Here is a 23,808-nt window from a genome sequence, read left to right as displayed (position 1 = left end):
TGTTGGGGTTCCCAAAACAACTCCCGTAGCAGCGCATGAATTGGCATCGGCTACAGCCGTAACATTTGACGGACAGGTAATTGTTGGTTTTTGGGTATCACTAACTTTAACCGTTGAAACTGCAGAAGTATTTTCGCAAGTTGTAGCTGTATTGGTGACTTTAACTTTATAGTCTCCATCAACTGTAACAACTAGTGTAGATGATATTTGTCCTGAAATTACGACGTTATCTTTATACCAAACATATGCTGGAGAACCAGCATTGGTAACTGCTGTTAATGTAGTTGTATAACATGCTGTTAATGTTCCGTTTATTGAAGCTGTTGGCAAAGGATTTGGCGTTGTTGAAATACTAGCCGAATTATTTGCTGAATTAGTATCCGGAACAGATGCCGGAATTACTGCAGTATTAGTATAAGCTCCACTAGCATTTACTTTGGCAACAATTTTTAATGTTACAGCTATGCCTCCGTTTATATCTCCAATACTCCAAACTCCTGTTCCTGAATTATAAGTTCCTACGGATGGTGTTGAACTCACAAAAGTATATCCTGTAGGAAGCAAATCATTTACAGAAACTCCTGTAGCATTATTTACTCCTAAATTGGATAAGGTTACTGTAAATTCAACATTCGATCCTACACATGGTGTTGTATTGTCTACTGTTTTTGTAACACCCAAATCTGTACACAAAGTAACGGATACAGGCTTTGATTGTGTTTGAGCTCCACATGTTAAAGTTGAAGCTACAGAATAAGAACCCGTTTTAGTTGCTGTGTAGGTATTTGAGGTAGCACCTGATATTGCAGTACCATTAAAATACCATTGGTATGGAACAAATCCGGTTGGTGTTGACAATATAGCTGTACTATTTGTACAACCACCTCCTGCAATGTAAGCCAAAGTTGGATCTTCTGGCTGAACAGCAAAATTCGAAAAGAAACCTGCCATAGAGAATCCTCCGCCTTGTTGTACAATCGAAACTGTTAATTTAGCATCACTAGATATGGAAAGAACATCCGGGCTTCCGATTTGAGTATCTTCAAAATTAATTAAATACCATCCTGTTGCTCCCAATTGATGACGTGCTGAAACTCCTGATTTTGTTTCAATATCTACACCATTAACATATACTTTTGATACGGCATCTTTTAAAAGAACATATCCAAAATAAGGCAATGAACCTGTACCGTAATTTCTAAATTTTGCTGTTTCTATAAATTTAGACCCTCCACATTCTGAGACCGGAGCAATCGTCGAAATATCAACTTCACAAGATTGAGCTGTTCCTGAATAAACAACAACATTGTTATCTGCAGAAACTCTTGAAGCTGAAAAATTAGCTCCAGATACACCATTCAAAAAAGTAAAAAAGCTACCCGCTGTTGCTAATGTTGTTGTTTTTGTAGATACCAAAGCACCGGTTACCGAATAAGTATCTACAATAACTTTTGTATTGGGTTTAGTTGCAATTACAGTAGTTTGTTCTGCCGTATCGTTTCCTTTTCCTCTTTCTATAAAATATTCTGAACCTAAAACTGCTTCTGGCGGAATTTGATTAAAAGCTCCATCTCCACAACCATTTGGTGTATCGATAAAAGCAGAAGTATTCATAACACTCGGGTTTGAAGTTTCTACTAAAGTTCCAATTGTTGCTTTGAATAAATAGCTTTGTCCTGCATTTAAAGTTGCTGTTATAACACCTCCAATTGTTACGGTTGTACCGTTTGTAATTGCCATTACACTATAAATCGGACGTTGATCACCGTAATTATTGAAATTTCCAAGAGAACCATCTCTGTAATATCCAACTCTAAATCTTATCCCGATTCCGGCATCACCAAAACTAGTCAATGCTGCATTTCCTTTAATATCCTGATCAGATCCATCACCACCTAAAGCATCAGAAGCTACGTTTCGTAAATTAATAGATATCGGCGCACTACCCGTAACGATTAATCCTGCAGCATTTAAAACTGTATTAAATGCAAAAGCAGGAGCTGCACTCGGTTTACCGGCAAATCTATATATTGCAGGTACTCCTTTTGAAGCTGTAAGTGTTGTTACAACTGTACCATCACTTTTTGAAACGGTAATATTTACAGTTGTTGTTGAATTCGTCGCAATAACAATTTCATTTGCTTTACTAAAATACTGCCAAGGCGCTGGCGCTATATAATGCTTCGTATAAAATTGAGCTGAGGCATTATAACTAATCATTAAAAATAAAATAAAAGCAAGTAGTTTAATTGAATTAAACTTTCTAAGAGTAAAGTTACGCATAGACAATTGTAATTTGAATAATAGAAATATTAGAAGTTGAAAAATCAAACGAGATCTTCAACATATAGGACAGATACGATAAAAGAAAGGAAATGGATTTTGAAGATCTCTTAAAAGATTTGTCAAAATCAATGCAAAAAGAAAGTAGTGTTTGGACCATTAGTATTTATAGGCTCAAGACTAAAATTGTCTTTGGATTAAATTAGTAGTTTTGGAGTCGCGAAATTATATAAAGTCCTCTATACTAAATACTTTCGTCGACAAACTACCAAGATAAACGTTGAATAACACTTTTTATCAACAAAAATTAACCTGAACCTGTATAAAAATTAACTATTTGATAATAATAGTGGAGAAAATTCTTAAATTTTTATCAAATATTTTGTTTTTGAGCAAAAAGATGACAAAATCATAAAACAATCTTACAAAACAACAATAAGAAATATTTTATAATCACTTATAAATCAAATAATTATATACTTTTACAAAACAAAAATAACCTACAACTTTTTCACAGCTAGATCCTGAATGTTATTCAAAAAAAATAAACAGAAAAAATAAAAAGAAAGAATAAAAACTTATAAATGAGCAGAATAAAAAATAAATTTTATTCAAGAAACTTAATATTTCGTTTTAAACCATCAAATTTTGTTCTCTTAATAGGAGAATTTTTAAAAACAGTACGAAAAGTTTCTTCTGTAATTTCAATCCAGTCTTTTTTAGTAAAAGAAAGCAAATCAGGATTAGGATTAAATAATGGTTCAGAATGCGATTTTGAGAATCTATTCCAGGGACAAACATCCTGGCAAGTGTCACATCCAAACATCCAATCATCAAATTTACCTTTCATATCATTCGGAATATTTTCTTTCAATTCGATCGTATAATATGAAATACATTTGCTACCGTCAACAACATGAGGAGCAACTATCGCTTGTGTGGGACAAGCATCTATGCAGGCCGTACAAGAACCGCAGTGATCTGTAGTGGCATAATCATATTCAAGATCTAAATCGAGAATAAGCTCTGCAATAAAATAAAAAGAACCTACTTTTTGAGTTATGAGATTGCTGTTTTTTCCAATCCAGCCCAAACCGCTCTTAGCCGCCCAGGCTTTATCGAGAACTGGAGCAGAATCGACAAAGGCACGCCCGGAAACATCACCAATATTTTCCTGAATCGAAAAAAGGAATTCTTTTAATTTCTCCTTAATCACAAAATGATAATCCTGACCATAAGCGTATTTAGAGATTTTGAAACTTTCCTGAGTTTGAGATTCTTCAGGATAATAATTCAATAAAAGCGAAACAACACTCTTAGCATCGTCGACCAATAGAGTGGGATCTAATCGTTTGTCAAAATGGTTTTCCATATAAGCCATTTGACCATGACTGTTATTTTTTAGCCAGCTTTCAAGTCGAGGCGCTTCTTGTTCTAAAAATCCGGCTTTGGAAATACCACAAGAAAGAAACCCAAGCCTTTTCGCTTCAGTTTTTATAAATTTTGAATATGTTTCTTTAGCATTAATTGTCATCTTTTAGAGAATAAGACTTTTACTCCAACAGGCTTCAATGTAATCAGTGGATTGAGCTGTATTTCACTATTAACAGATGTAATATTGTATCTTTTTACTAAATTAGAAATCGTCAAACACATTTCATAAATAGCAAATCCAGCTCCAATACACATTCTGGGCCCTGCTCCAAATGGATAAAAATATTGCATTGACTGTTTCTTCTGTCCTCCCAGAAATCTTTCCGGTATAAATTCATCCGGATTTTCCCAATACTTTGGATTTCGGTGCAATTCATAAAAAGATACCCCAATTAATGTTCCTTTCTTTATATTATAACCAGCTAAATTATCATCTTCAACATTTCCCCTGTCAGTAATCCAGGCTGGTGGATATAAACGCATAGCCTCATTTAAAACCGCATTTGTATAAGTCATTTTCTGAAGCTGCTCAACAATATTTTCCGTTAGAGATTCAATAGCTGTAATTTCATCTAAAACTTTCTGTTGTATCTTAGGATTTATTCCCAAAAGATAAAGAGTGAAAGTTAATGCATTTGCGGTAGTTTCATGACCGGCAATAAATAGGACTTTAATCTCATCAACCAATTGTTTTACAGACATTCCTTCACCTGTATCTTCATATCGCGTTTCTAAAAGCATATTAAGTAAATCATTAATATCTTCTTTAGATTTGCCTCTCTCCTCAACAATCTCCCGAATAATACTATTGTTCTCCTCTGCCAATTCAAGATGTTTCTTAACCTGACCTGTTACAGAAAACCACCAGGCTTTATGAGGAAGCCTAATTTCTTTGATTAAAAAATTCTGCACTTCTTCGATAATATATTTAATGCGAATTAATTTTTCTTCTGAAATTGACAGCTCGAAAAGAGACTTAGCAACAACATTAAAGGCCAACTGACTCATAATTGGAAAAAGATCAACTGCTTTTTCCTCAATTAAATCATCAAGCTCTAAAACAATTGTTTTATCCATATTTTCAACTAACTGATTCATTTTTTGCTTATGAAATGCGGGTTGAATAAGTCTTCTTTGTTTCAGCCAGAAATCACCGTCAACAGTTAAAAGCCCTTTTCCTAAATATTTAGAAAGATAAACAGACTGAAACTTAGACTTATGATAGTTCTTCTGATTTTTTTGTAAAATATATTGGGCAACTTCGTTATCTCTGGATAAAATTATATGCTTTGAAAAGCCAATTTTTAAAGAAAAAGAATCTCCAAACTTATCAAAATATCTTTTATGAAAAGGAATAGGGTTTTTACGCACTCCTTCAGCATCCAAAAAAAATCTAAATATTGAAAGTCGGTTAGGGTAATTATATTTTTTATTCTCAGACATTTTAAACAGAATTAAAACAATCCGCCCTGAATGTTAGTGTTTATTTTTCCCAAATGCTTATACGCTTTATCAGTTACTTCACGTCCACGTGGTGTTCGCATAATAAACCCTTCCTGGATAAGGAATGGTTCATAAACCTCTTCAATTGTTTCACTGCTTTCAGAAACAGCAGTCGCTAAAGTTGAAAGGCCGACAGGTCCACCTTTAAATTTATTAATGATGGTCAACAAAATTTTATTGTCCATTTCATCAAGACCATGTGCATCCACATTTAATGCTTTAAGTGCGTAACGTGCAATTTCAATATCAATAGTACCGTTCCCTTTTATTTGTGCAAAGTCACGAACTCTTCTTAATAATGCATTTGCTATACGAGGTGTACCACGGCTTCGTCCGGCAATTTCAATTGCCGCTTCAAGCGAAATTGGCATTTTTAATATAGAAGCACTTCTCTCAACAATTGTTGTTAAAAGTTCAGTTGTATAATATTGTAGTCGTGATGAAATTCCAAAACGGGCACGCATTGGAGCCGTTAACAATCCAGATCTTGTTGTTGCTCCAATTAATGTAAAAGGATTCAAATTAATTTGCACTGTTCTGGCATTAGGGCCAGATTCAATCATAATATCAATTTTAAAGTCTTCCATAGCCGAATATAAATACTCTTCTACAATTGGACTTAAACGATGAATCTCGTCAATAAATAAAACATCTCTTTCATCAAGATTTGTTAATAAACCCGCCAAATCTCCTGGTTTATCCAAAACAGGACCTGAAGTGATTTTAATACCTACTTCTAATTCATTTGCTAAAATATTAGCTAAAGTAGTTTTACCTAATCCCGGAGGGCCGTGAAAAAGTGTGTGGTCAAGTGCTTCTCCACGTTGATTAGCGGCTGCCACGAAAACTTTTAAATTTTCTAAAACTTGATCTTGTCCGGCAAAATCATCAAATGACAGCGGACGCAATCTTTTTTCAAGATCTAGTTCTTCAGGGTTATATCCTTTTGTTGTAGGATCCAGATTTTCATTCATCTTACAAAGATAGACAAAGTAATCAGTTTGTAAAACAGATAATTTTTAATAAAATTCAGAAATCTATTGGAACAAATTCGAATATCTAAAATTCCAATAATTGTAAACATTTCCGTAATTGAAATTTACACCCAAATATCAATTTTGTCCAAAACAAAAAAGACCATCTTTTCAGATGGTCTTTAATTATTATATTTTAGTGGTGTAAAACTTCTTCACCTTCTTTCATTGGCACATTTTGAGGAACAAAATCTACATCATGATTTGGGTTACTATAGTCATACGGCCAACGGTATACGTGAGGAATTTCACCTGGCCAGTTACCGTGAATATGTTCTACTGGAGTTGTCCATTCTAATGTTGTTGATCTCCATGGATTTTGAACAGCTTTCTTACCATAGAAAATACTACTAAAGAAGTTGTACAAGAATACTAATTGGAACGCACCTCCCACAAGAGCAAATGTTGTAATTAAAACATTCACATTTTGCAAATCATCAAATAATGGAAAGTTTGTGTTTGTATAATAACGTCTTGGTAAACCAGCTAATCCGATAAAGTGCATTGGGAAGAATACTCCGTAAGCACAAACTGCTGTTACCCAAAAGTGAATATAACCTAAGTTTTTATTCAACATTCTTCCGTACATTTTAGGGAACCAGTGGTAAATACCAGCAAACATTCCGTAAAGTGCAGAGATACCCATTACTAAGTGAAAGTGAGCAATTACAAAGTAAGTATCATGAACGTTAATATCTAAAGTACTATCTCCTAAAATGATTCCTGTTAAACCTCCAGTAATGAAAGTAGAAACCATCCCGATAGAGAATAACATTGCAGGGTTGAATTGTAAGTTACCTTTCCATAAAGTTGTAATCCAGTTAAATGCTTTTACAGCAGATGGAATTGCAATCAATAAAGTTGTAAAAGTAAATACAGATCCTAAGAAAGGATTCATACCTGAAATAAACATGTGGTGACCCCAAACAATAGTTGATAAAAATGCAATTGCAAGAACAGACATAATCATCGCTCTGTATCCGAAGATTGGTTTACGAGAGTTCGTAGCCATAATTTCAGAAACAAGTCCCATTGCTGGTAAGATTACAATATAAACCTCAGGGTGACCTAAAAACCAGAATAAGTGTTCGAATAAAACTGGAGAACCACCTTGATAGTGTAAAACCTCTCCTGCAATATAGATATCTGACAAGAAGAATGAAGTACCAAAACTTCTATCAAAAATTAATAATAATGCAGCTGATAATAATACTGGAAACGAAATAACACCAATAATAGCTGTTACGAAAAATGTCCAGATTGTAAGAGGAAGTCTAGTCATAGACATTCCTTTAGTTCTTAAGTTGATTACAGTAACAATGTAATTTAAAGATCCCATTAAAGAAGATGCAATAAAGATAGCCATTGAAACTAACCATAAAGTCATACCTGTTCCAGAACCCGGAATAGCTTGTGGTAAAGCACTTAATGGTGGATAAATTGTCCAACCTGCAGAAGCTGGACCAGCTTCAACAAATAATGAAGACAACATTATTACAGCAGACAAGAAAAACAACCAATATGAAATCATATTCATGAATCCCGAAGCCATATCTCGTGCACCAATTTGAAGTGGAATAAGTAAGTTACTGAATGTTCCACTCAAACCAGCCGTTAGTACAAAGAATACCATGATGGTACCGTGAATTGTTACTAAAGCCAGATAAATATCATTTGCCATTACACCATCTGGTGCAAATTTGTCTCCTAATAAAACATTAAAAATTTTAAAAGACTCCTCTGGCCATGCTAATTGCATTCTGAAAAGCAAGGACATTGCAATACCAATAATACCCATGATAATACCTGTAATCAAGTATTGCTTAGCAATCATTTTGTGATCAATACTAAAGATGTATTTAGTAATGAACGTGTCTTTATGATGATGTTCGTGCTCGTGATGATCGTGTCCGTGATCGTGATCGTGCGCTTCTGCTGACATATATGTGTACTTTAAATTTTCTTAAATAAATATTATTTCATAGCAACTTTAGCTACAGCTGCTTTTACAGTATCGATAACCGCTTTTACGGTATCTTTAGCAATAGTACTTGCTGCACTATCTGTAGTAGCTCCTGCTCCTTCAGATGGCTTTTCAGCAGCCGCCGCCGCTTTAATATCCTGAGCTAAAGTAGTTTTTTCACTTAACCATTTTTTATAATCTTCCGGAGTATCAACAACAACTTTCATTTGCATGTTGTAGTGAGAAGCTCCACAAATTTTATTACATAATAATAAATAATCAAATGTATAAGGATCTAAAGCTGTTCCACCTTTTGCAACTAACTCTGTGCTTTTTTCAGATCGAAGTTTGTTTATGTTTGAAACTTTCTCAATCATAAATGGCAACTCTCGGTATTCAGCAGTTGTGTAAGTTGGAATAAAAGCAAACTCAGTAACCATTCCAGGTACACAGTTCATTTGCGCTCTAAAGTGAGGCATATAAGCTGAGTGCAATACGTCTTGAGAACGCATTTTGAAATGAATTTTTTTACCTTTTGGAATATGCAATTCAGAAACAATAATATCATCCTGAGCATTCGGATCAGACATATCAACACCCAAAGTATTAATACCTTCGATTAAACGAACGTTAGCTTTTCCTAAAACGTTATCCTGACCTGCATATCTTGCAGTCCATTTAAATTGTTGAGCATATAATTCTATTTCTATTACATCTTCATCTTTATCAACAAACATAATATTGTTCCATGCATACAATCCATAAAGAATTAAACATGCTAAAACTACAGATGGAATTATACTCCAGATTGCTTCTAATTTATTACTATCAGCAAAAAATAATGCTTTTTTATCTTTATGACCTCTATTTTTGAAAGAGAACCAATATAATAAACCCTGAGTAATAAATTGAACTACGAAAATTAAAACCCAAGTAATATTCATTAAATTATCTACTAAAAGTCCATGCTCTGAAGCAGGTGTATGAAGCGCTAAACCACCCCATTTTAGTAAACCGTAAATTGTAAATATATATATGAATGCCAAGAAGCCAAACATAACATACCCCTGAATATTATTATCATTATCTGATGCAACCTGAGAATCGTCCGAAGAAGACCCTACCTGAGTAAGATCAAATATCTTGGTCAATTGCCATAATGCAACTGCTAATAAAACTAAAACTATAATTACCAACAAACTTGTCATCTGTTTATTTCTTTAAATATTAATAATGAAAATGTTTACTTTCTTCTATGAAAGGATTTCTTTTTGCTAACAGAGGAGCTTTAGTCAATGCAGTAAATACTACAAAAATAAACAATCCCAGGAAGAAAAGAATAGATGCAATTTCAGAAACTCCAATAAACCATTTATCTCCAACTGTACCAGGCATAACCATATTAAAGAAATCCACATAGTGACCTAATAAGATAACAACACCAGCCATTACAATAACCCAGCTTAAACGTTTAAAGTCAGTATTAACTAAAATCAATAATGGGAAAACAAAATTCATAACAACTGCTCCAAAGAAAGGCAAGTTATATAATTGAATTCTTGTGATAAAATAAGTTACCTCTTCAGGTATATTCGCATACCAGATCAACATAAACTGAGAGAACCATAAGTATGTCCAGAAAATACTAAAGCCAAACATAAATTTCGCTAAATCATGTATGTGACTTGTATTTACATATTCTAAATATCCTTTAGATTTTAAATATATAGTAACTAATGCTATAGTAGTAATAGCACTTACAATGAAAGAAGCAAATACATACCATCCAAATAAAGTACTGAACCAGTGTGGATCAAAAGACATAATCCAATCCCAAGACATGATAGACTCAGATACGATAAAGAATACTAAGAATCCTGCAGATAATTTAAAGTTCTTTTTGTAATTTAAATCATCGTTAGCTTCATCTTGAGCCAAGCAATTTTTTCTTGAATAGTGACGGTATAAATTCCATCCTAATAAAAATATACCCGCTCTAACAATCCAAAAAGGAAAGTTTAAATATCCTGCTTTACCAGCAATAATTTCATCATAATTTGGACTTTTAGGATCTGTAACTCCTTCACCTAACCATACAAATATGTGATTAAAATGTAATCCGCAAAGAACTAAAATTAAAAAGAAAATTACTGAAGCTACAGGTAAGTAAGCAGTAATTCCCTGCATTACTCTGAATAAAACCGGAGACCAACCTGCCTGAGCCACTTGTTGAATAGCATAAAATGCTAAAACTCCAAGAGAAATTAACAAAAAGAAAATACAAGCTACATATAATGCAGACCAAGGCTTATTTTGCAATTGGTGCAATACATGTGTTAAATGTTCTTTATGTTCATCGGCAGCACTAATTTCTGCATGTTCACCATCTTTATGTGATTCGTGTGAAGCTTCCGCAGCTTCATGATGTCCCGCTTCTTTATGGGAAGCCTCTGCAGTTTCTTCATGTGCAACACCATGCGAACCATGAGCATCTGCAGCAAGAATTTTTTCAACTTCTTGAATATCTTTAGGAGCAGTTAAAAAACCATATCCAATTCCTAATATACCAACGGCCATTAGGATGATAGAAAAAGTTTTTAATTTACTTGAAAATGTATACATATCTATTACGATCAGTTTGTTCAACAATTATAATTGGCTTTTTAGTTTTAGAACATAGTCAGCAACTAACCAACGTTCGTGGGCACTTAATTGATTTGCATGTGAACCCATTGCATTTAAACCATAAGTTTCAACGTGAAAGATACTTCCTTCAGTGATAACTCTGTCTTTATAGCTAGGTACTCCAAGAAATTTTTCTCTCTCCACCAATTTACCTTTACCGTTTCCAGTTGCACCATGACAACTAATACAGTAAATTTCGAAAAGTTCTTTTCCTTTTCCTGAATTTCTTTCAATAGAATCCAAAGGAGATTTTAAATTAGCTTTTGCCAATTCGTAACCTGCTGTTGAATTTTCATATTCATAAGGTTCGAAACCTCTATTAATAGTTCCTTCTACAGGAAGCTGTCCTTCTTTTCCACCTTTAAATATTTTTGCCTCTGAATAAGTTTCATAACCTACAGATTCATACATATTAGGGAAATACTGATAGTTTGGTGCCGAATTATTGTGGCAAGATGAAACTAAAATAGTTATACCAACTAAAAGTGTTATTTTATATATCCTTTTCATAGCTACAATTAATTCTTTTCAATTACTTTAACTTCAACAGCACCTGTACCTTCGAAAAAAGAAACTAGTTCAGCTTCATTATCGTTTACAGCAACTTCCATTAAGAAATGGTCATCTGTTGTTCTTACATCAGGATTTTCTGCCTGTTTAAATGGCCATAATCTACTTCTCATATAAAAAGTAATGACCATTAAGTGGGCAGCAAAAAATACTGTCAACTCAAACATAATCGGCACAAAAGATGGCATATTCTGGATATAACTAAAACTTGGTTTTCCTCCAATATCTTGCGGCCAGTCATGAATCATAATATAACTCATCATGAATGTTGCAAAAGAAAGACCAACGCAACCATACAAAAAAGAACAAATTGCTAATCTTGTTGGTGCTAAACCCATAGCTTTATCCAATCCGTGAACTGGGAATGGAGTAAAAACTTCTTCAATATGATGATGAGCAGCTCTTGTTTTCTTTACTGCATCCATCAAAATATCATCGTCATTATAAATGGCGTATATTACTTTATTACTCATGATGTGAATCTTTATTTGCTCTTTCTCTAATGTAATTATCTCCTGTTCCTTTCAAAATTGTTTTAACCTCCGCCTGAGCAATTACAGGGAATGTTCTAGAGTATAATAAAAACAACACAAAGAAGAAACCAATTGTTCCAATAAAAATTCCAATATCAACAAATGTTGGTGAGAACATTGTCCAAGAAGATGGAAGGTAATCTCTATGTAAAGAAGTAACAATAATTACGAATCTTTCAAACCACATTCCGATGTTTACTACAATCGAAATAATAAATGAGAACATGATACTTGTTCTTAGTTTTTTGAACCACATAAATTGTGGAGAGAAAACGTTACAAGTCATCATCGACCAATATGCCCACCAGTAAGGTCCGGTAGCTCTGTTTAAGAAAGCATATTGCTCATACTCTACACCTGAGTACCAAGCTACGAATAACTCAGTGATATATGCAACACCAACAATAGAACCTGTAATCATGATAATGATATTCATCAATTCGATATGTTGTAATGTAATATATGCTTCAAGATTAGAAACTTTTCTCATAACGATCAACAAGGTATTTACCATTGCAAATCCTGAGAATACCGCTCCAGCAACGAAGTACGGAGGGAAAATTGTTGTATGCCATCCTGGAATTACAGAAGTAGCAAAGTCCATCGATACAATCGTGTGTACAGAAAGTACAAGAGGAGTAGCCAAACCTGCTAATACTAAAGATACTTCTTCAAAACGCTGCCAGTCTTTCGCTCTACCACTCCACCCAAAACTTAGGATAGAATATACTCTTTTATTGAAAGGTGTTATTGCTCTGTCACGCAGCATTGCAAAGTCAGGTAATAAACCAGTCCACCAAAAAACTAATGATACCGAAAGATACGTAGAAATTGCAAATACGTCCCAAAGTAATGGCGAGTTAAAGTTTACCCATAAAGATCCAAATTGATTTGGAATAGGTAAAACCCAGTATGCCAACCATGGACGCCCCATGTGAATAATTGGAAATAAACCTGCCTGAACTACAGAGAAGATAGTCATTGCTTCTGCAGAACGGTTAATAGCCATTCTCCAACGTTGACGGAAAAGTAATAATACCGCAGAAATTAATGTTCCAGCGTGACCAATACCTACCCACCAAACGAAGTTCGTGATATCCCAAGCCCAACCAACTGTTTTATTTAATCCCCATGTTCCGATACCGGTAGATACGGTGTAAATTATACAACCTAACCCCCAAAGGAAGGCTATTAATGCGATTGAAAATACAATCCACCATTGTTTGTTTGCAGGCCCTTCAACAGGTGCAGCTACATCTACAGTTACATCGTGATAAGATTTATCACCTATAACTAAAGGTTTTCTAATGGGTGCTTCGTAGTGAGACGACATAATCCTTTATATTGTTTCTTATTAATAATTTTACTAAGTATTTCTAACTTTTACGTGATAGAAAACATTTGGTTTTGTACCAACATGCTCTAATAAATGATACATTCTTTCGCTTTCTGCTAATTTAGCCACAGCGCTATCTTTATCATTTACATCTCCAAACACCATTGCTCCAGATGAACAAGCTGCAGAACATGCACAAGCATTGTTGAATTCATCTTTTGCCACAACTCTACCTTGACGTTTTGCCTCAAGAATAACAGCTTGTGTACTTTGGATACAGAATGAACATTTTTCCATAACTCCACGAGAACGAACGTTTACGTCTGGGTTTAATACCATACGACCTAAATCATCATTCATGTGGTAATCGAATTCACTGTTTTTGTTGTACAAGAACCAGTTGAAACGACGTACTTTATAAGGACAGTTGTTTGCACAATAACGAGTACCAACACATCTGTTGTATGCCATATGGTTTTGACCTTGACGACCGTGAGATGTAGCAGCAACCGGACAAACTGTTTCACACGGTGCGTGGTTACAGTGTTGACACATTACTGGTTGGAAAGCAACTTGTGGATTATCTCCAGGTTTTTCCATTTCATTAAATGTAGATAATGAACTAGATAAACCAGCGATATTTTCTTTTCTTTCGTTATCACCTTCAAAAGTACTTTCAGAAGAATAATATCTGTCAATACGCAACCAGTGCATATCACGGCTTCTTCTAACTTCTGCTTTACCAACAACAGGAACGTTGTTTTCAGCATGACAAGCAATAACACATGCTCCACATCCTGTACAAGCATTTAAGTCAATTGAAAGATTAAAGTGATGTCCTGTAGAACGATCAAATGATTCCCATAAATCGACTGTTGTAGCTTCAACCTCCTGGTGATCTAATGATACCATTGGTTGCTCATTCCAGTGTTTAGCATCTTTAGTATTGAAGATCTCTAAAGTAGTTTCTTTAATGATATCTCCTCTACCCATTAATGTTTTTTGTCCCTGAACACAAGCAAACTCATGCTCTCCATTTGCTTTCGCAATAGAAACAGACTGAACACTATTAAAGTTTTTATATAAAGCGTAAGCATTTAAACCTACTTGCATTTCTTCTTTCAAAGCCGCTTTACGACCATAACCAACAGCTAAACCAACTGTTCCAATAGCTTGTCCTGGCTGAACAATTACCGGTACATTTTCTAATTTAGAACCATCAGCAGTAGTAATTGTAGCATAACTTCCGTTTAAACCTCCGTTAGCAACAATTTCATTCGTTAAGCCTAATTTTTTAGCATCTGCATTTGAAACAGTAACATAGTTATCCCAAGAAACTCTTGTGATTGGATCTGGAAACTCTTGCAACCATGGGTTGTTAGCATGTTGTCCGTCTCCCATACCTGTTTTGGTATACAATACTAATTCAAAGTCACCAGTTGATTTTGATTTTGAAACTGCATTTGCAGCAGTAGAATAATCAAAAGAACCAGCAGCTAATACACCAGAGCCAATTACAAAAATACCATCATGCAATACTTTATTCCAAGAAGAACCTACAATAATACCAGCTGAATTAACTTTAAGGTAATCATAGAAATTTCCAGAAACTCCGTTTAATGACAATAAAACATCTTGAAATTGTTTTGTATTAAATATAGGACGAATAGTTGGTTGAGTTAAACTATAAGTACCTTTTGTAATTTCAACATCTCCCCAAGATTCTAAGTAATGAGGTGCAGGAGCAGCAATTGTAGTAATCGAAGCAGTTTCATCCTCTTTTAAAGAGAAAGCAACTGAAGTTTTTACTTTTTTCAATCCAGATACAAAAGAAGCTGAATCAGCTAATGTGTAAACAGGATTAATTCCACTCATGATTAAAGTATGAACACTTCCAGCATTCATATCTTTTATTAATTGAGATACAACTGCATTAGAACCTTTTCTAATTTGTCTTGTACCAGCTGTATTATAAGCTTCACTAGCCAATACCTGATTGATAGCCAAAACTAATAATTGAGCATTTTTATCTTCAATTCCAGATACTAAAACTCCTTTAGAACCAGCGGCTCTTAACTGTTGGGCAGCTTTAACTACTTCTGTTTTGTACTTAGCTTCTAAAGTAACCGGAACAGAAGCACCTGCAACGATATTGTATATTTGAACTAAAGCTTGTTTTTGATCAGCAGTTGTCATTGGGACACGCTTATCAGCAGCAGCTCCAGATAATGTCATATTTGATTCAAACTGAAAATGACGAGACATTTTTCCATTTTGAGGAATACGTCCCTGAGCATATCCAGCATCGTATCCTCCACCTTGCCAGTCTCCTAAGAAATCAGCACCAACAGAAACGATTAATGAAGCTTTTGAAAAATCATAATCAACTAAAGCTCTTTCACCATATACAGTCTCAAATGCATCTAATGCGTCTGATGAAGAAACCGCATCATAAACAACGTGTTTTGCATTAGGATTCTTAGCGATGAACTCAGCTATTAATTTTTCAGTAGATGGACTCGCCAAAGTATTAGTCAACAACACTACTTGTCCTCCTTTTGCTTTTGCATCAGCAAGACTTGATTTAATTTTCAAGTCAACAGCAGACCAGCTACTATTTTTACCTTCCAATTTAGGTTCTTTCAAACGCATACTATCATATAAAGCTAAGATAGATGCATGAATTCTCGCATTGGCTGAAAATTTAGCTCCAGAAATAGTATTGTTTTCAATTTTAATTGGACGACCCTCACGAGTTTTTACTAATAAGTTAGCAAAATCAAAACCATCAAAAACAGTAGTTGCATAATAATCTGCAACACCAGGAATGATTTGTTCCGGTTGTAACACATAAGGGATAGACTTGTGAACAGGACCTTCGCAGGCAGCAAGTGTAACAGCTGCTGTACTAAACCCTACGTACTTTAAAAAGTCACGACGTGAAGTTCCAGATGAAGCTAAAGCATCTGCATTTCCTAAGAATTCATCCGTAGGAATTTCTTCAACAAATTCGTTATTTCTAAGCGCCTCAACAATAGAACTATTTTCTAGTTCTTCAACACTTTTCCAGTATTTTTTGTTTGATGACATTGTATATAAATATTAAAATCTTAATAATTCGATTAATAGTGGCATTTACCGCATTCTAAACCTCCCATTTGCGCTGCAGTCAATTTTTCTACACCGTATTTTTTAGAAAGTTCAGCATGAATTTTATCATAGTATGCGTTTCCTTCCATCTTAACATCAGTTTTTCTATGGCAATCAACGCACCATCCCATTGTTAATTTAGAATATTGTTTCATGATTTCAAATTCTTGTACCGGACCGTGACAAGTCTGACATTCAACTCCTGCAACAGAAACGTGTTGTGAGTGATTGAAATATACAAAATCAGGTAAATTATGAATACGAACCCATTTTACAGGCTTAGTTTTTCCAGTATATACTTGTTTAGTTTTATCCCAACCAACAGCATCATACAGCTTTTGAATTTCACCATCGTAAAATGCCTTACTGTGATCTGCAGTAGCTGTAGTTTCAGCAACTTCAGAAATGTTTTTATGACAGTTCATACAAACATTTAAGGAAGGAATACCTGCATTTTTACTTACACGTGCAGCAGAGTGACAATATTTACAATTGATCTCGTTATCTCCAGCATGAATTTTATGCGAATAGTGAATTGGCTGAATTGGCTCATAGTTTTGATCTACACCAACCTGCATCAAAAATCCATACACAAAATAACCACTTGCCAAAAGTAAAAATATAGAAGTAACCAATACTAAAAATTGATTTTTAGCAAATGCTTTCCAGATTGGAGTTCTAGCCTCTCTAGGAGCCACTACAATACCATTGTTACTAGCAACTTTAGTTAACACTTTGTTTACCATGAACAACATGACAACCAAAATAGCCATTACTAAAGCAAGAGCACCTAAAATAATATTATTAGAAATTCCACTTCCTTCCTGCACACCACCTGTTGGCAATGCAGCAGTTCCAGGAGCACCAGCAGCTGGCGCAGCTTTTTCTTCAGAAGTATAAGCGATAATATTATCAATATCACCTTCAGATAATTGAGGAAAAGAAGTCATTACAGACTTGTTGTTTTCTTCAAAAAGTTTTACTGCAACAGGATCACCTGACTTAATCATGTCAGAACTGTTATGAACCCACTTGTAGATCCAAGCCATTTCATGCTTAGCAGCAACTCCTCGTAGAGCAGGACCTGTCGATTTAGCATCTAGTTTGTGACATGCAGCGCAATTTGCATTAAAAAGTTCTTTCCCTTTTACTGGATCACCACCTGCAGTTGCAGCCGGAGCAGCAGCTTCAGGCGCCGCCGGAGCAGCAGCATCTTGAGCAAATGAAGTTAGGGAGAAAATAAGTGTTAGCGATAAGCTAAGCAGCAATTTTCTTGAGATCGAATTATGGTTACCCACCTTTTTCATATAGTATAATAATTATCTACTAATTTTTGGTATGATTTTTTCTGTATTAATTAAGCAAAAATCTATACCCTCTTTTAAAACTTGCACAAAAATACGACTTATGAACTATTCTCAAAACCTTAAAATACTCTTAAATATCAATTTATATCAATTCTAAATAATATCAAAATTTTTAATACAAACTTTAAATCCTATTTTTGCATAAAAACCATCACATTATGAGAATTTTAACTCCTTCAAAAAAAGTTTTCTTAACATTAATAATGACAACTTTAGCATATAACATTAATGCACAAGACCAAAATTTAACACTAAATCAAGACCCTAAATTTGAGCAATTATTAAATGACAAGCGTAAAATTAACACGTCGTTAACCACAAACGAAACTTATAAAATTCAAATATTCAGCGGAAAAAGCGAAGAGGCAAAAAAGACCTTGAGTGATTTCAAAAGAGAATATAGTGATATTGATGGTACTATAATTTTTAATACTCCCAACTACAAAGTTTTAGTTGGAAATTTTAAAACAAGAATAGAAGCTGAACGAAATTTAGTCGAGATTAAGAAAAAATACAAAAGTGTTTTTCTAATAAAACCAACCAAGTAATGATAAAAAAAGCAACTTAATTAAGTTGCTTTTTTTATGACCAAATTGCAAAAAAAATACATTTTTAAGATTGCAAAAAATAAAATTATTTTTAATTTCAGAACTTAATCACCTAATCTATTATATTAAATCTGATTAATCATTTTTGCTTTTTTTACTTTGCTCCATTATTTCTAATACTGCTTCTAAATCTCTTTGGAAAGCCTGATTATTACGTAGACGTTTTACGGTTTCATCCCCATAACTCTAACCATTCCACATCACTATACCAATGTGCATTACAAATGACACGACTTTCACCAAACTCGTACCCACGTTTTAAAATCATTTTTCTCTATAGGGAAAAATTTCACTAAAAACCAATGTCCAAGTCCAGCCAACAGCTGCATCCAAAGGGAAAAGAACCTATTTTACGCAATACTTCCTCTTGCTCCGGAGTACAGGTTTTAGAATTATTAACAACAAAAGGATGTTCTCGATTGTAATGATTTTTAGCTGCATATGTAGATAAACCTGCGTCTGTCATTACTCTGCGCATAAGCAAATAAAGCTTAGGTGTTTGCCTCACTAATTTCAATACCTAAAGATTCAAAGGATTTAACTGCAGCCGGAAATGACAAATTTGCATCATTAGCTGCCTGCATAAACCGAATTATATCTTTAGATTCTACTGCTTTTTTAGCATGCTCCAGGTCAAGTATGAAGGCTTCAGAATTGACTTCCGGAGGCGGTGACAACAATACTAAACTGTTTGGTATTTCGTCTTCTGATAAACATCCGTGCAACAAATCAGGCATAATTTCCTTTAACTGCTCAACGTTTTTAAACGCATGCATAGCATTAGATTTGAAACCTTTATTTATAAGCCTATTTATTATATGAATTATTCTAATCTTCATTTAAGACTTTCATTAATAAAACAAAATTTCTTCAATCAGAAAACAAAAAATGCTATCACAAAGAAATCAATAATTCATTAAAAAATATACGTAATATCTTATATTTTTGTTTCATATTATAATTTGAAACAATTAATTACTGCTGTTTAATTGAAAGCTTATTTAGATTTCCATCTTTATTTAAAAATTGCATCACCATTATAAAAGAGTGAATAAAAGATAACTCTGAAACATAGAAATTAAATTTCAAAAAGTACAAAACAAAAAAAATCCCGATAATTCGGGATTTTTATATTTGAAAAATTTATTTCAATTTTATTTCAATTTTTTCTTGATAGCAACTTCATGGTACGCTTCAATAACATCTCTTTCTTCAATATCATTGTAACCTTTAATCTGGATACCACAATCGTAACCTTTAGAAACTTCTTTAACATCATCTTTGAAACGTTTCAAGGCCACAAGCTCTCCTGTATGCACTACTACTCCATCTCTGATAACTCTGATTTTAGAAGTTCTCATAATTTTACCATCCATCACCATACAACCTGCAATCGATCCAACTTTAGAAATTTTGAAAATCTCACGAATTTCAGCGGTTCCTAAAATTTCTTCTTTCATTTCAGGAGCCAACATTCCTTCCATCGCATCTTTCAAGTCATCGATAGCTGCATAGATAATAGAATAGTAACGGATGTCGATTTCTTCTTTATCTGCAAGTTGTCGTGCATTTCCAGCAGGACGAACATTAAATCCAATAATAATCGCATCAGATGCAGAAGCCAACATAACATCAGTTTCAGTAATTGCTCCCACTCCTTTATGGATAATATTAATTTGAATTTCTTCTGTAGAAAGTTTAGAGAACGAATCTGACAATGCTTCAACAGATCCATCAACGTCTCCTTTAAGGATTACGTTTAATTCTTTAAACTGACCAAGAGCGATACGACGACCAATTTCATCAAGTGTTATATGTCGTTGTGTACGTACAGATTGTTCACGCATTAATTGAGAACGTTTTGATGCAATTTGTTTTGCTTCTTTTTCGTCTTCAAAAACGTTAAACTTATCACCTGCAGTTGCTGCACCATCAAGACCTAAAACAGATACCGGAGTCGAAGGACCTGCTTCTATAACGATATGCCCTCTTTCATCATGCATGGCTTTAATTTTACCATGATGTTTACCCGCCAACATATAATCTCCAACTTTTAATGTTCCGTGTTGAACCAAAATTGTTGATACATATCCTTTTCCTTTATCCAAGAAAGCTTCAACAACTGTTCCTTGTGCCGCTTTGTTTGGATTAGATTTTAAATCTAGTATTTCAGCTTCTAATAAAACCTTCTCTAACAATTCTTTTACCCCTGTTCCGACTTTTGCAGAAATATCATGTGACTGAATTTTTCCACCCCAATCTTCAACAAGTAAATTCATACCAGCCAAACGCTCTTTGATTTTCTCAACATTAGCATTTGGTTTATCAATTTTATTGATTGCAAATATAATTGGAACTCCCGCTGCTTGTGCATGAGAGATTGCTTCTTTTGTTTGTGGCATAATATCATCATCCGCAGCTACAACGATAATAGCAATATCGGTAACCTGAGCTCCACGTGCACGCATAGCGGTAAACGCCTCGTGACCTGGTGTATCTAAGAATGCGATTTTTTGACCGTTATCAAGAGTTACTCCGTAAGCTCCAATATGCTGTGTAATTCCTCCAGACTCACCTGCAATAACATTTTCTTTACGAATATAATCCAGTAAAGATGTTTTACCGTGATCGACGTGACCCATTACAGTAACGATTGGCGCTCTAACAACTAAATCTTCTTCTTTATCTGCAACTACCTCAATAGCTTCTTCGATATCAACAGTAATGAATTCAACTTCATAACCAAATTCATCAGCTACGATTGTTAATGTTTCAGCATCTAAACGTTGGTTCATGGTTACCATGATACCAAGAGACATACAAGTTCCAATTACTTTGGTAATCGGCACATCCATCATGATTGCAATTTCACCTACAGTAACAAATTCAGTAACTTTAATAGTTTTACTTCCTTCATCAAGTGCTCTTTGCTCATCATCAGATTTCTGACGGTGCGTTTCTCTTTTATCTCTTCTATATTTAGCTGCTTTTGATTTTCCACCTTTACCCTGAAGTTTTTCAAGAGTTTCTCTAATTTGGTTTTTTACTTCCTCTTCAGTTGGCTCAACTTTAGCAACAATAGCCGGACGGTTTCCTTTTACAAAACCAGGTCTTGCACTTCTGTTTGCATTAAAGCCTCCACCACCAGTGTTTGGTGTAATTTTGTTAGGATTTGGTGTTCCCGGCGCATTACCAGTTGCTGGTTTTGGCGCACCCGGAGTTCCAGGCTTAGGAGCAATTCTTTTACGCTTATTTTTGTTAGCGTTATTTCCTGCTCCCGGAGCACCCGGTTTATTTGGTGTTATCTTAGGATCTTCTTTCTTTTTCTTAGGCTTGTTAAATTGAGATAAATCAATTGTTTGCCCAGTAAGGGTAGTTCCTGATAATTTTTGATATTGAGTAGTGATTGTCTCCTCAGCTGTTGCAGGATCTGTTGAAACAACAGGTTCTGATGCTACTTTAGGAGTTTCAGCTTTTACTTCTTTTTTCTCTGTAATAATAGGTTTTTCAACCTTTTTCTCTTCAGAAACTACAGGAGCTACAACAGGTGGCTCAGGCTGCACAATTTCTTTTTGAACAGGTTTTTCTGGTTGAGTTGGAGTAACAACTGCCTTTGGTTCTTCGACTTTAGCCGGTTCCTCAACAGGTGGTGTAGAAACAACTGCAGGTTTCTTTGGATTTAAATCTATTTTACCAACTTGAACAGGCCCTGTTACAACAGCTCTCGCTTTGATAATCTCTTGTTGTTTTTGGCGCTCTTCGTCCTGTCTGCGTTTGTCTTCAATTTCTTTCTCACGTTCAACACGTAATGCTTCTTTTTCTTTTCTTTTTTCTTCTCCTACCTCTTTAGAAGCTTCCTTATTCCCCTTATCGCCCGCAAATTGGCTTTGTAGGATATTAAATTCGCTATCAGAAATTTTCGCATTTGGATTTGCATCAATAGCAATTCCCTTATCTTTTAGATAATCAACAGCTCTTTCTAACGAAATATTTAATTCCCTTAAAACCTTGTTTATTCTTATTACTCTCTCTTCAGACATATAACCTTTTTATTATTACCTTTTTCGTTGTGTTGTTAGAGCAGATAACTAACTATCAAACTCTTCTTTTAGTATTTTCATAACGTCAAGAATAGTTTCCTCTTCTAAATCCGTTCTTCTTACTAAATCTTCTACTTCTTGCTTTAAGATACTTTTTGCAGTATCTAAACCTATTTTAGCAAATTCTTCAATTACCCAGCCTTCGATTTCGTCTGAAAACTCTGTTAATTCAACATCGTCTTCATCGGCCGTTGCACCTGCAACATCTCCTTCACGAATAACATCTAACTCGTAACCTGTTAGCTGACCTGCTAATTTAATATTGTGACCTCCTCTACCAATTGCTTTAGAAACTTCTTCTAATTTTAAGAAAACTTCAGCTCTTTTGTTTTCTTCATCAATTTTGATTGAAGAAACTTTTGCAGGGCTTAATGCTCTCGTAATAAACAATTGAATATTGCTTGTATAGTTGATTACGTCGATATTTTCGTTTCCTAATTCACGAACAATTCCGTGAATACGAGATCCTTTCATACCTACGCAAGCTCCAACAGGGTCAATTCTATCGTCATAAGAATCTACCGCTACTTTTGCTTTTTCACCAGGAATACGCACTACATTTTTAACTGTAATCAAACCGTCGAATACTTCCGGAATCTCTTGTTCAAATAATTTTTCCAAGAACTTTTCAGAAGTTCTTGACATGATAATTTGAGGTTTATTTCCTTTTAATTCAACGCTTTCAATGATTCCACGAACGTTATCTCCTTTACGGAAAAAGTCAGATGGAATTTGTTTTTCTTTCGGAAGCACAATTTCGTTTCCTTCATCATCTACTAAGATAACTACTCTAGGGCGCACGTGGTGTACTTCAGCAGTATAAATATCACCGATAATATCTTTAAATTGCTTGTAAAGATTGGTATTATCGTGTTCGTGAATTTTAGATATTAAGTTTTGACGCAATGCCAAAATAGCTCTTCTTCCTAAATCTATCAATTTAACTTCTTCAGAAACTTCTTCACCAATTTCAAAATCCGCTTCAATCATTCTTGCTTCAGTCAAGGTAATTTCTTCGTTCTCAAAATCAAGATCTTCGTCAGCAACGATTACTCTTCTTCTCCATATCTCCATATCTCCTTTATCAGGATTTATAATAATGTCGAAGTTGTCATCAGAACCGTATTTTTTCTTCAATGCATTTCTAAACACGTCCTCTAAAATTGCCATAAGCGTTACACGATCAATAAGTTTATTATCTTTAAACTCTGAGAATGAATCGATTAATGCTAAATTTTCCAT

Annotated in this window: 15 protein-coding genes and 1 pseudogene; 1 reads left to right on the top strand and 15 read right to left on the bottom strand. The window is 34.4% G+C overall.

Annotated elements, in window-relative coordinates:
- From RT99_RS18890 to RT99_RS18835, 12 genes and pseudogenes are all read right to left on the bottom strand, one after another.
- A pseudogene (locus tag RT99_RS18890) lies at positions 1-2,283 on the bottom strand (DUF11 domain-containing protein); the annotation flags it as partial.
- A 607-nt stretch (positions 2,284-2,890) separates the two neighbouring features.
- Positions 2,891-3,817: a tRNA epoxyqueuosine(34) reductase QueG gene (gene queG / locus RT99_RS18885; protein WP_042566287.1), complete on the bottom strand. Its 927-nt coding sequence runs from the start codon at positions 3,815-3,817 to the stop codon at positions 2,891-2,893.
- Complete coding sequence (locus RT99_RS18880; RefSeq protein WP_042566286.1) at positions 3,814-5,160, bottom strand: cytochrome P450; 1,347 nt, start codon at positions 5,158-5,160, stop codon at positions 3,814-3,816. Before RT99_RS18880 ends, queG begins: the two co-directional genes overlap by 4 nt.
- An 11-nt stretch (positions 5,161-5,171) precedes the next feature.
- Positions 5,172-6,194: a Holliday junction branch migration DNA helicase RuvB gene (ruvB, locus tag RT99_RS18875; RefSeq protein WP_042566285.1), complete on the bottom strand. Its 1,023-nt coding sequence runs from the start codon at positions 6,192-6,194 to the stop codon at positions 5,172-5,174.
- 196 nt (positions 6,195-6,390) lie between these two features.
- Positions 6,391-8,196, bottom strand: coding sequence for a cbb3-type cytochrome c oxidase subunit I (locus RT99_RS18870; RefSeq protein WP_042566284.1), 1,806 nt, complete (start codon positions 8,194-8,196; stop codon positions 6,391-6,393).
- Positions 8,197-8,228: 32 nt separating this feature from the next.
- Entirely contained in the window at positions 8,229-9,425 is a 1,197-nt protein-coding gene (locus RT99_RS18865; RefSeq protein WP_042566283.1) for a cytochrome c oxidase subunit II, read from the bottom strand.
- A gap of 19 nt (positions 9,426-9,444) precedes the next feature.
- Positions 9,445-10,839, bottom strand: coding sequence for a quinol:cytochrome C oxidoreductase (locus RT99_RS18860; RefSeq protein ID WP_042566282.1), 1,395 nt, complete (start codon positions 10,837-10,839; stop codon positions 9,445-9,447).
- A 27-nt stretch (positions 10,840-10,866) separates the two neighbouring features.
- Positions 10,867-11,412 carry a cytochrome c gene (locus RT99_RS18855; protein ID WP_042566281.1) on the bottom strand — a complete coding sequence of 182 codons (546 nt, stop codon included), beginning with the start codon at positions 11,410-11,412 and terminating at the stop codon, positions 10,867-10,869.
- Positions 11,413-11,420: 8 nt separating this feature from the next.
- On the bottom strand, positions 11,421-11,945 hold the full coding sequence (locus RT99_RS18850) for a DUF3341 domain-containing protein (protein WP_042566280.1): 525 nt from the start codon (positions 11,943-11,945) through the stop codon (positions 11,421-11,423).
- On the bottom strand, positions 11,938-13,338 hold the full coding sequence (gene nrfD / locus RT99_RS18845; protein ID WP_042566279.1) for an NrfD/PsrC family molybdoenzyme membrane anchor subunit: 1,401 nt from the start codon (positions 13,336-13,338) through the stop codon (positions 11,938-11,940). Before nrfD ends, RT99_RS18850 begins: the two co-directional genes overlap by 8 nt.
- Before the next feature lie 33 nt (positions 13,339-13,371).
- Positions 13,372-16,431 carry a TAT-variant-translocated molybdopterin oxidoreductase gene (locus RT99_RS18840; RefSeq protein ID WP_042566278.1) on the bottom strand — a complete coding sequence of 1,020 codons (3,060 nt, stop codon included), beginning with the start codon at positions 16,429-16,431 and terminating at the stop codon, positions 13,372-13,374.
- Between the two features lie 32 nt (positions 16,432-16,463).
- Positions 16,464-17,798, bottom strand: coding sequence for a c-type cytochrome (locus RT99_RS18835; RefSeq protein ID WP_042566277.1), 1,335 nt, complete (start codon positions 17,796-17,798; stop codon positions 16,464-16,466).
- 218 nt (positions 17,799-18,016) lie between these two features.
- Here RT99_RS18835 and RT99_RS18830 point away from each other — a divergent pair, with 218 nt between their 5' ends.
- On the top strand, positions 18,017-18,406 hold the full coding sequence (locus RT99_RS18830) for an SPOR domain-containing protein (RefSeq protein WP_042566276.1): 390 nt from the start codon (positions 18,017-18,019) through the stop codon (positions 18,404-18,406).
- 551 nt (positions 18,407-18,957) lie between these two features.
- Here RT99_RS18830 and RT99_RS25740 read toward each other — a convergent pair.
- From RT99_RS25740 to nusA, 3 genes are all read right to left on the bottom strand, one after another.
- Complete coding sequence (locus RT99_RS25740; RefSeq protein ID WP_242607229.1) at positions 18,958-19,305, bottom strand: hypothetical protein; 348 nt, start codon at positions 19,303-19,305, stop codon at positions 18,958-18,960.
- 315 nt (positions 19,306-19,620) lie between these two features.
- Positions 19,621-22,506, bottom strand: a complete 2,886-nt coding sequence (gene infB, locus RT99_RS18820; RefSeq protein ID WP_042566275.1) for a translation initiation factor IF-2 — start codon at positions 22,504-22,506, stop codon at positions 19,621-19,623.
- Between the two features lie 48 nt (positions 22,507-22,554).
- Positions 22,555-23,808, bottom strand: coding sequence for a transcription termination factor NusA (nusA, locus tag RT99_RS18815; protein WP_042566274.1), 1,254 nt, complete (start codon positions 23,806-23,808; stop codon positions 22,555-22,557).

The organism is Flavobacterium sp. MEB061 (genome assembly GCF_000834715.1).
Lineage (GTDB): Bacteria > Bacteroidota > Bacteroidia > Flavobacteriales > Flavobacteriaceae > Flavobacterium > Flavobacterium pectinovorum.
Note: the sequence above shows the minus strand (reverse complement) of the source record. Positions and strands in the feature narration are given on the sequence as shown.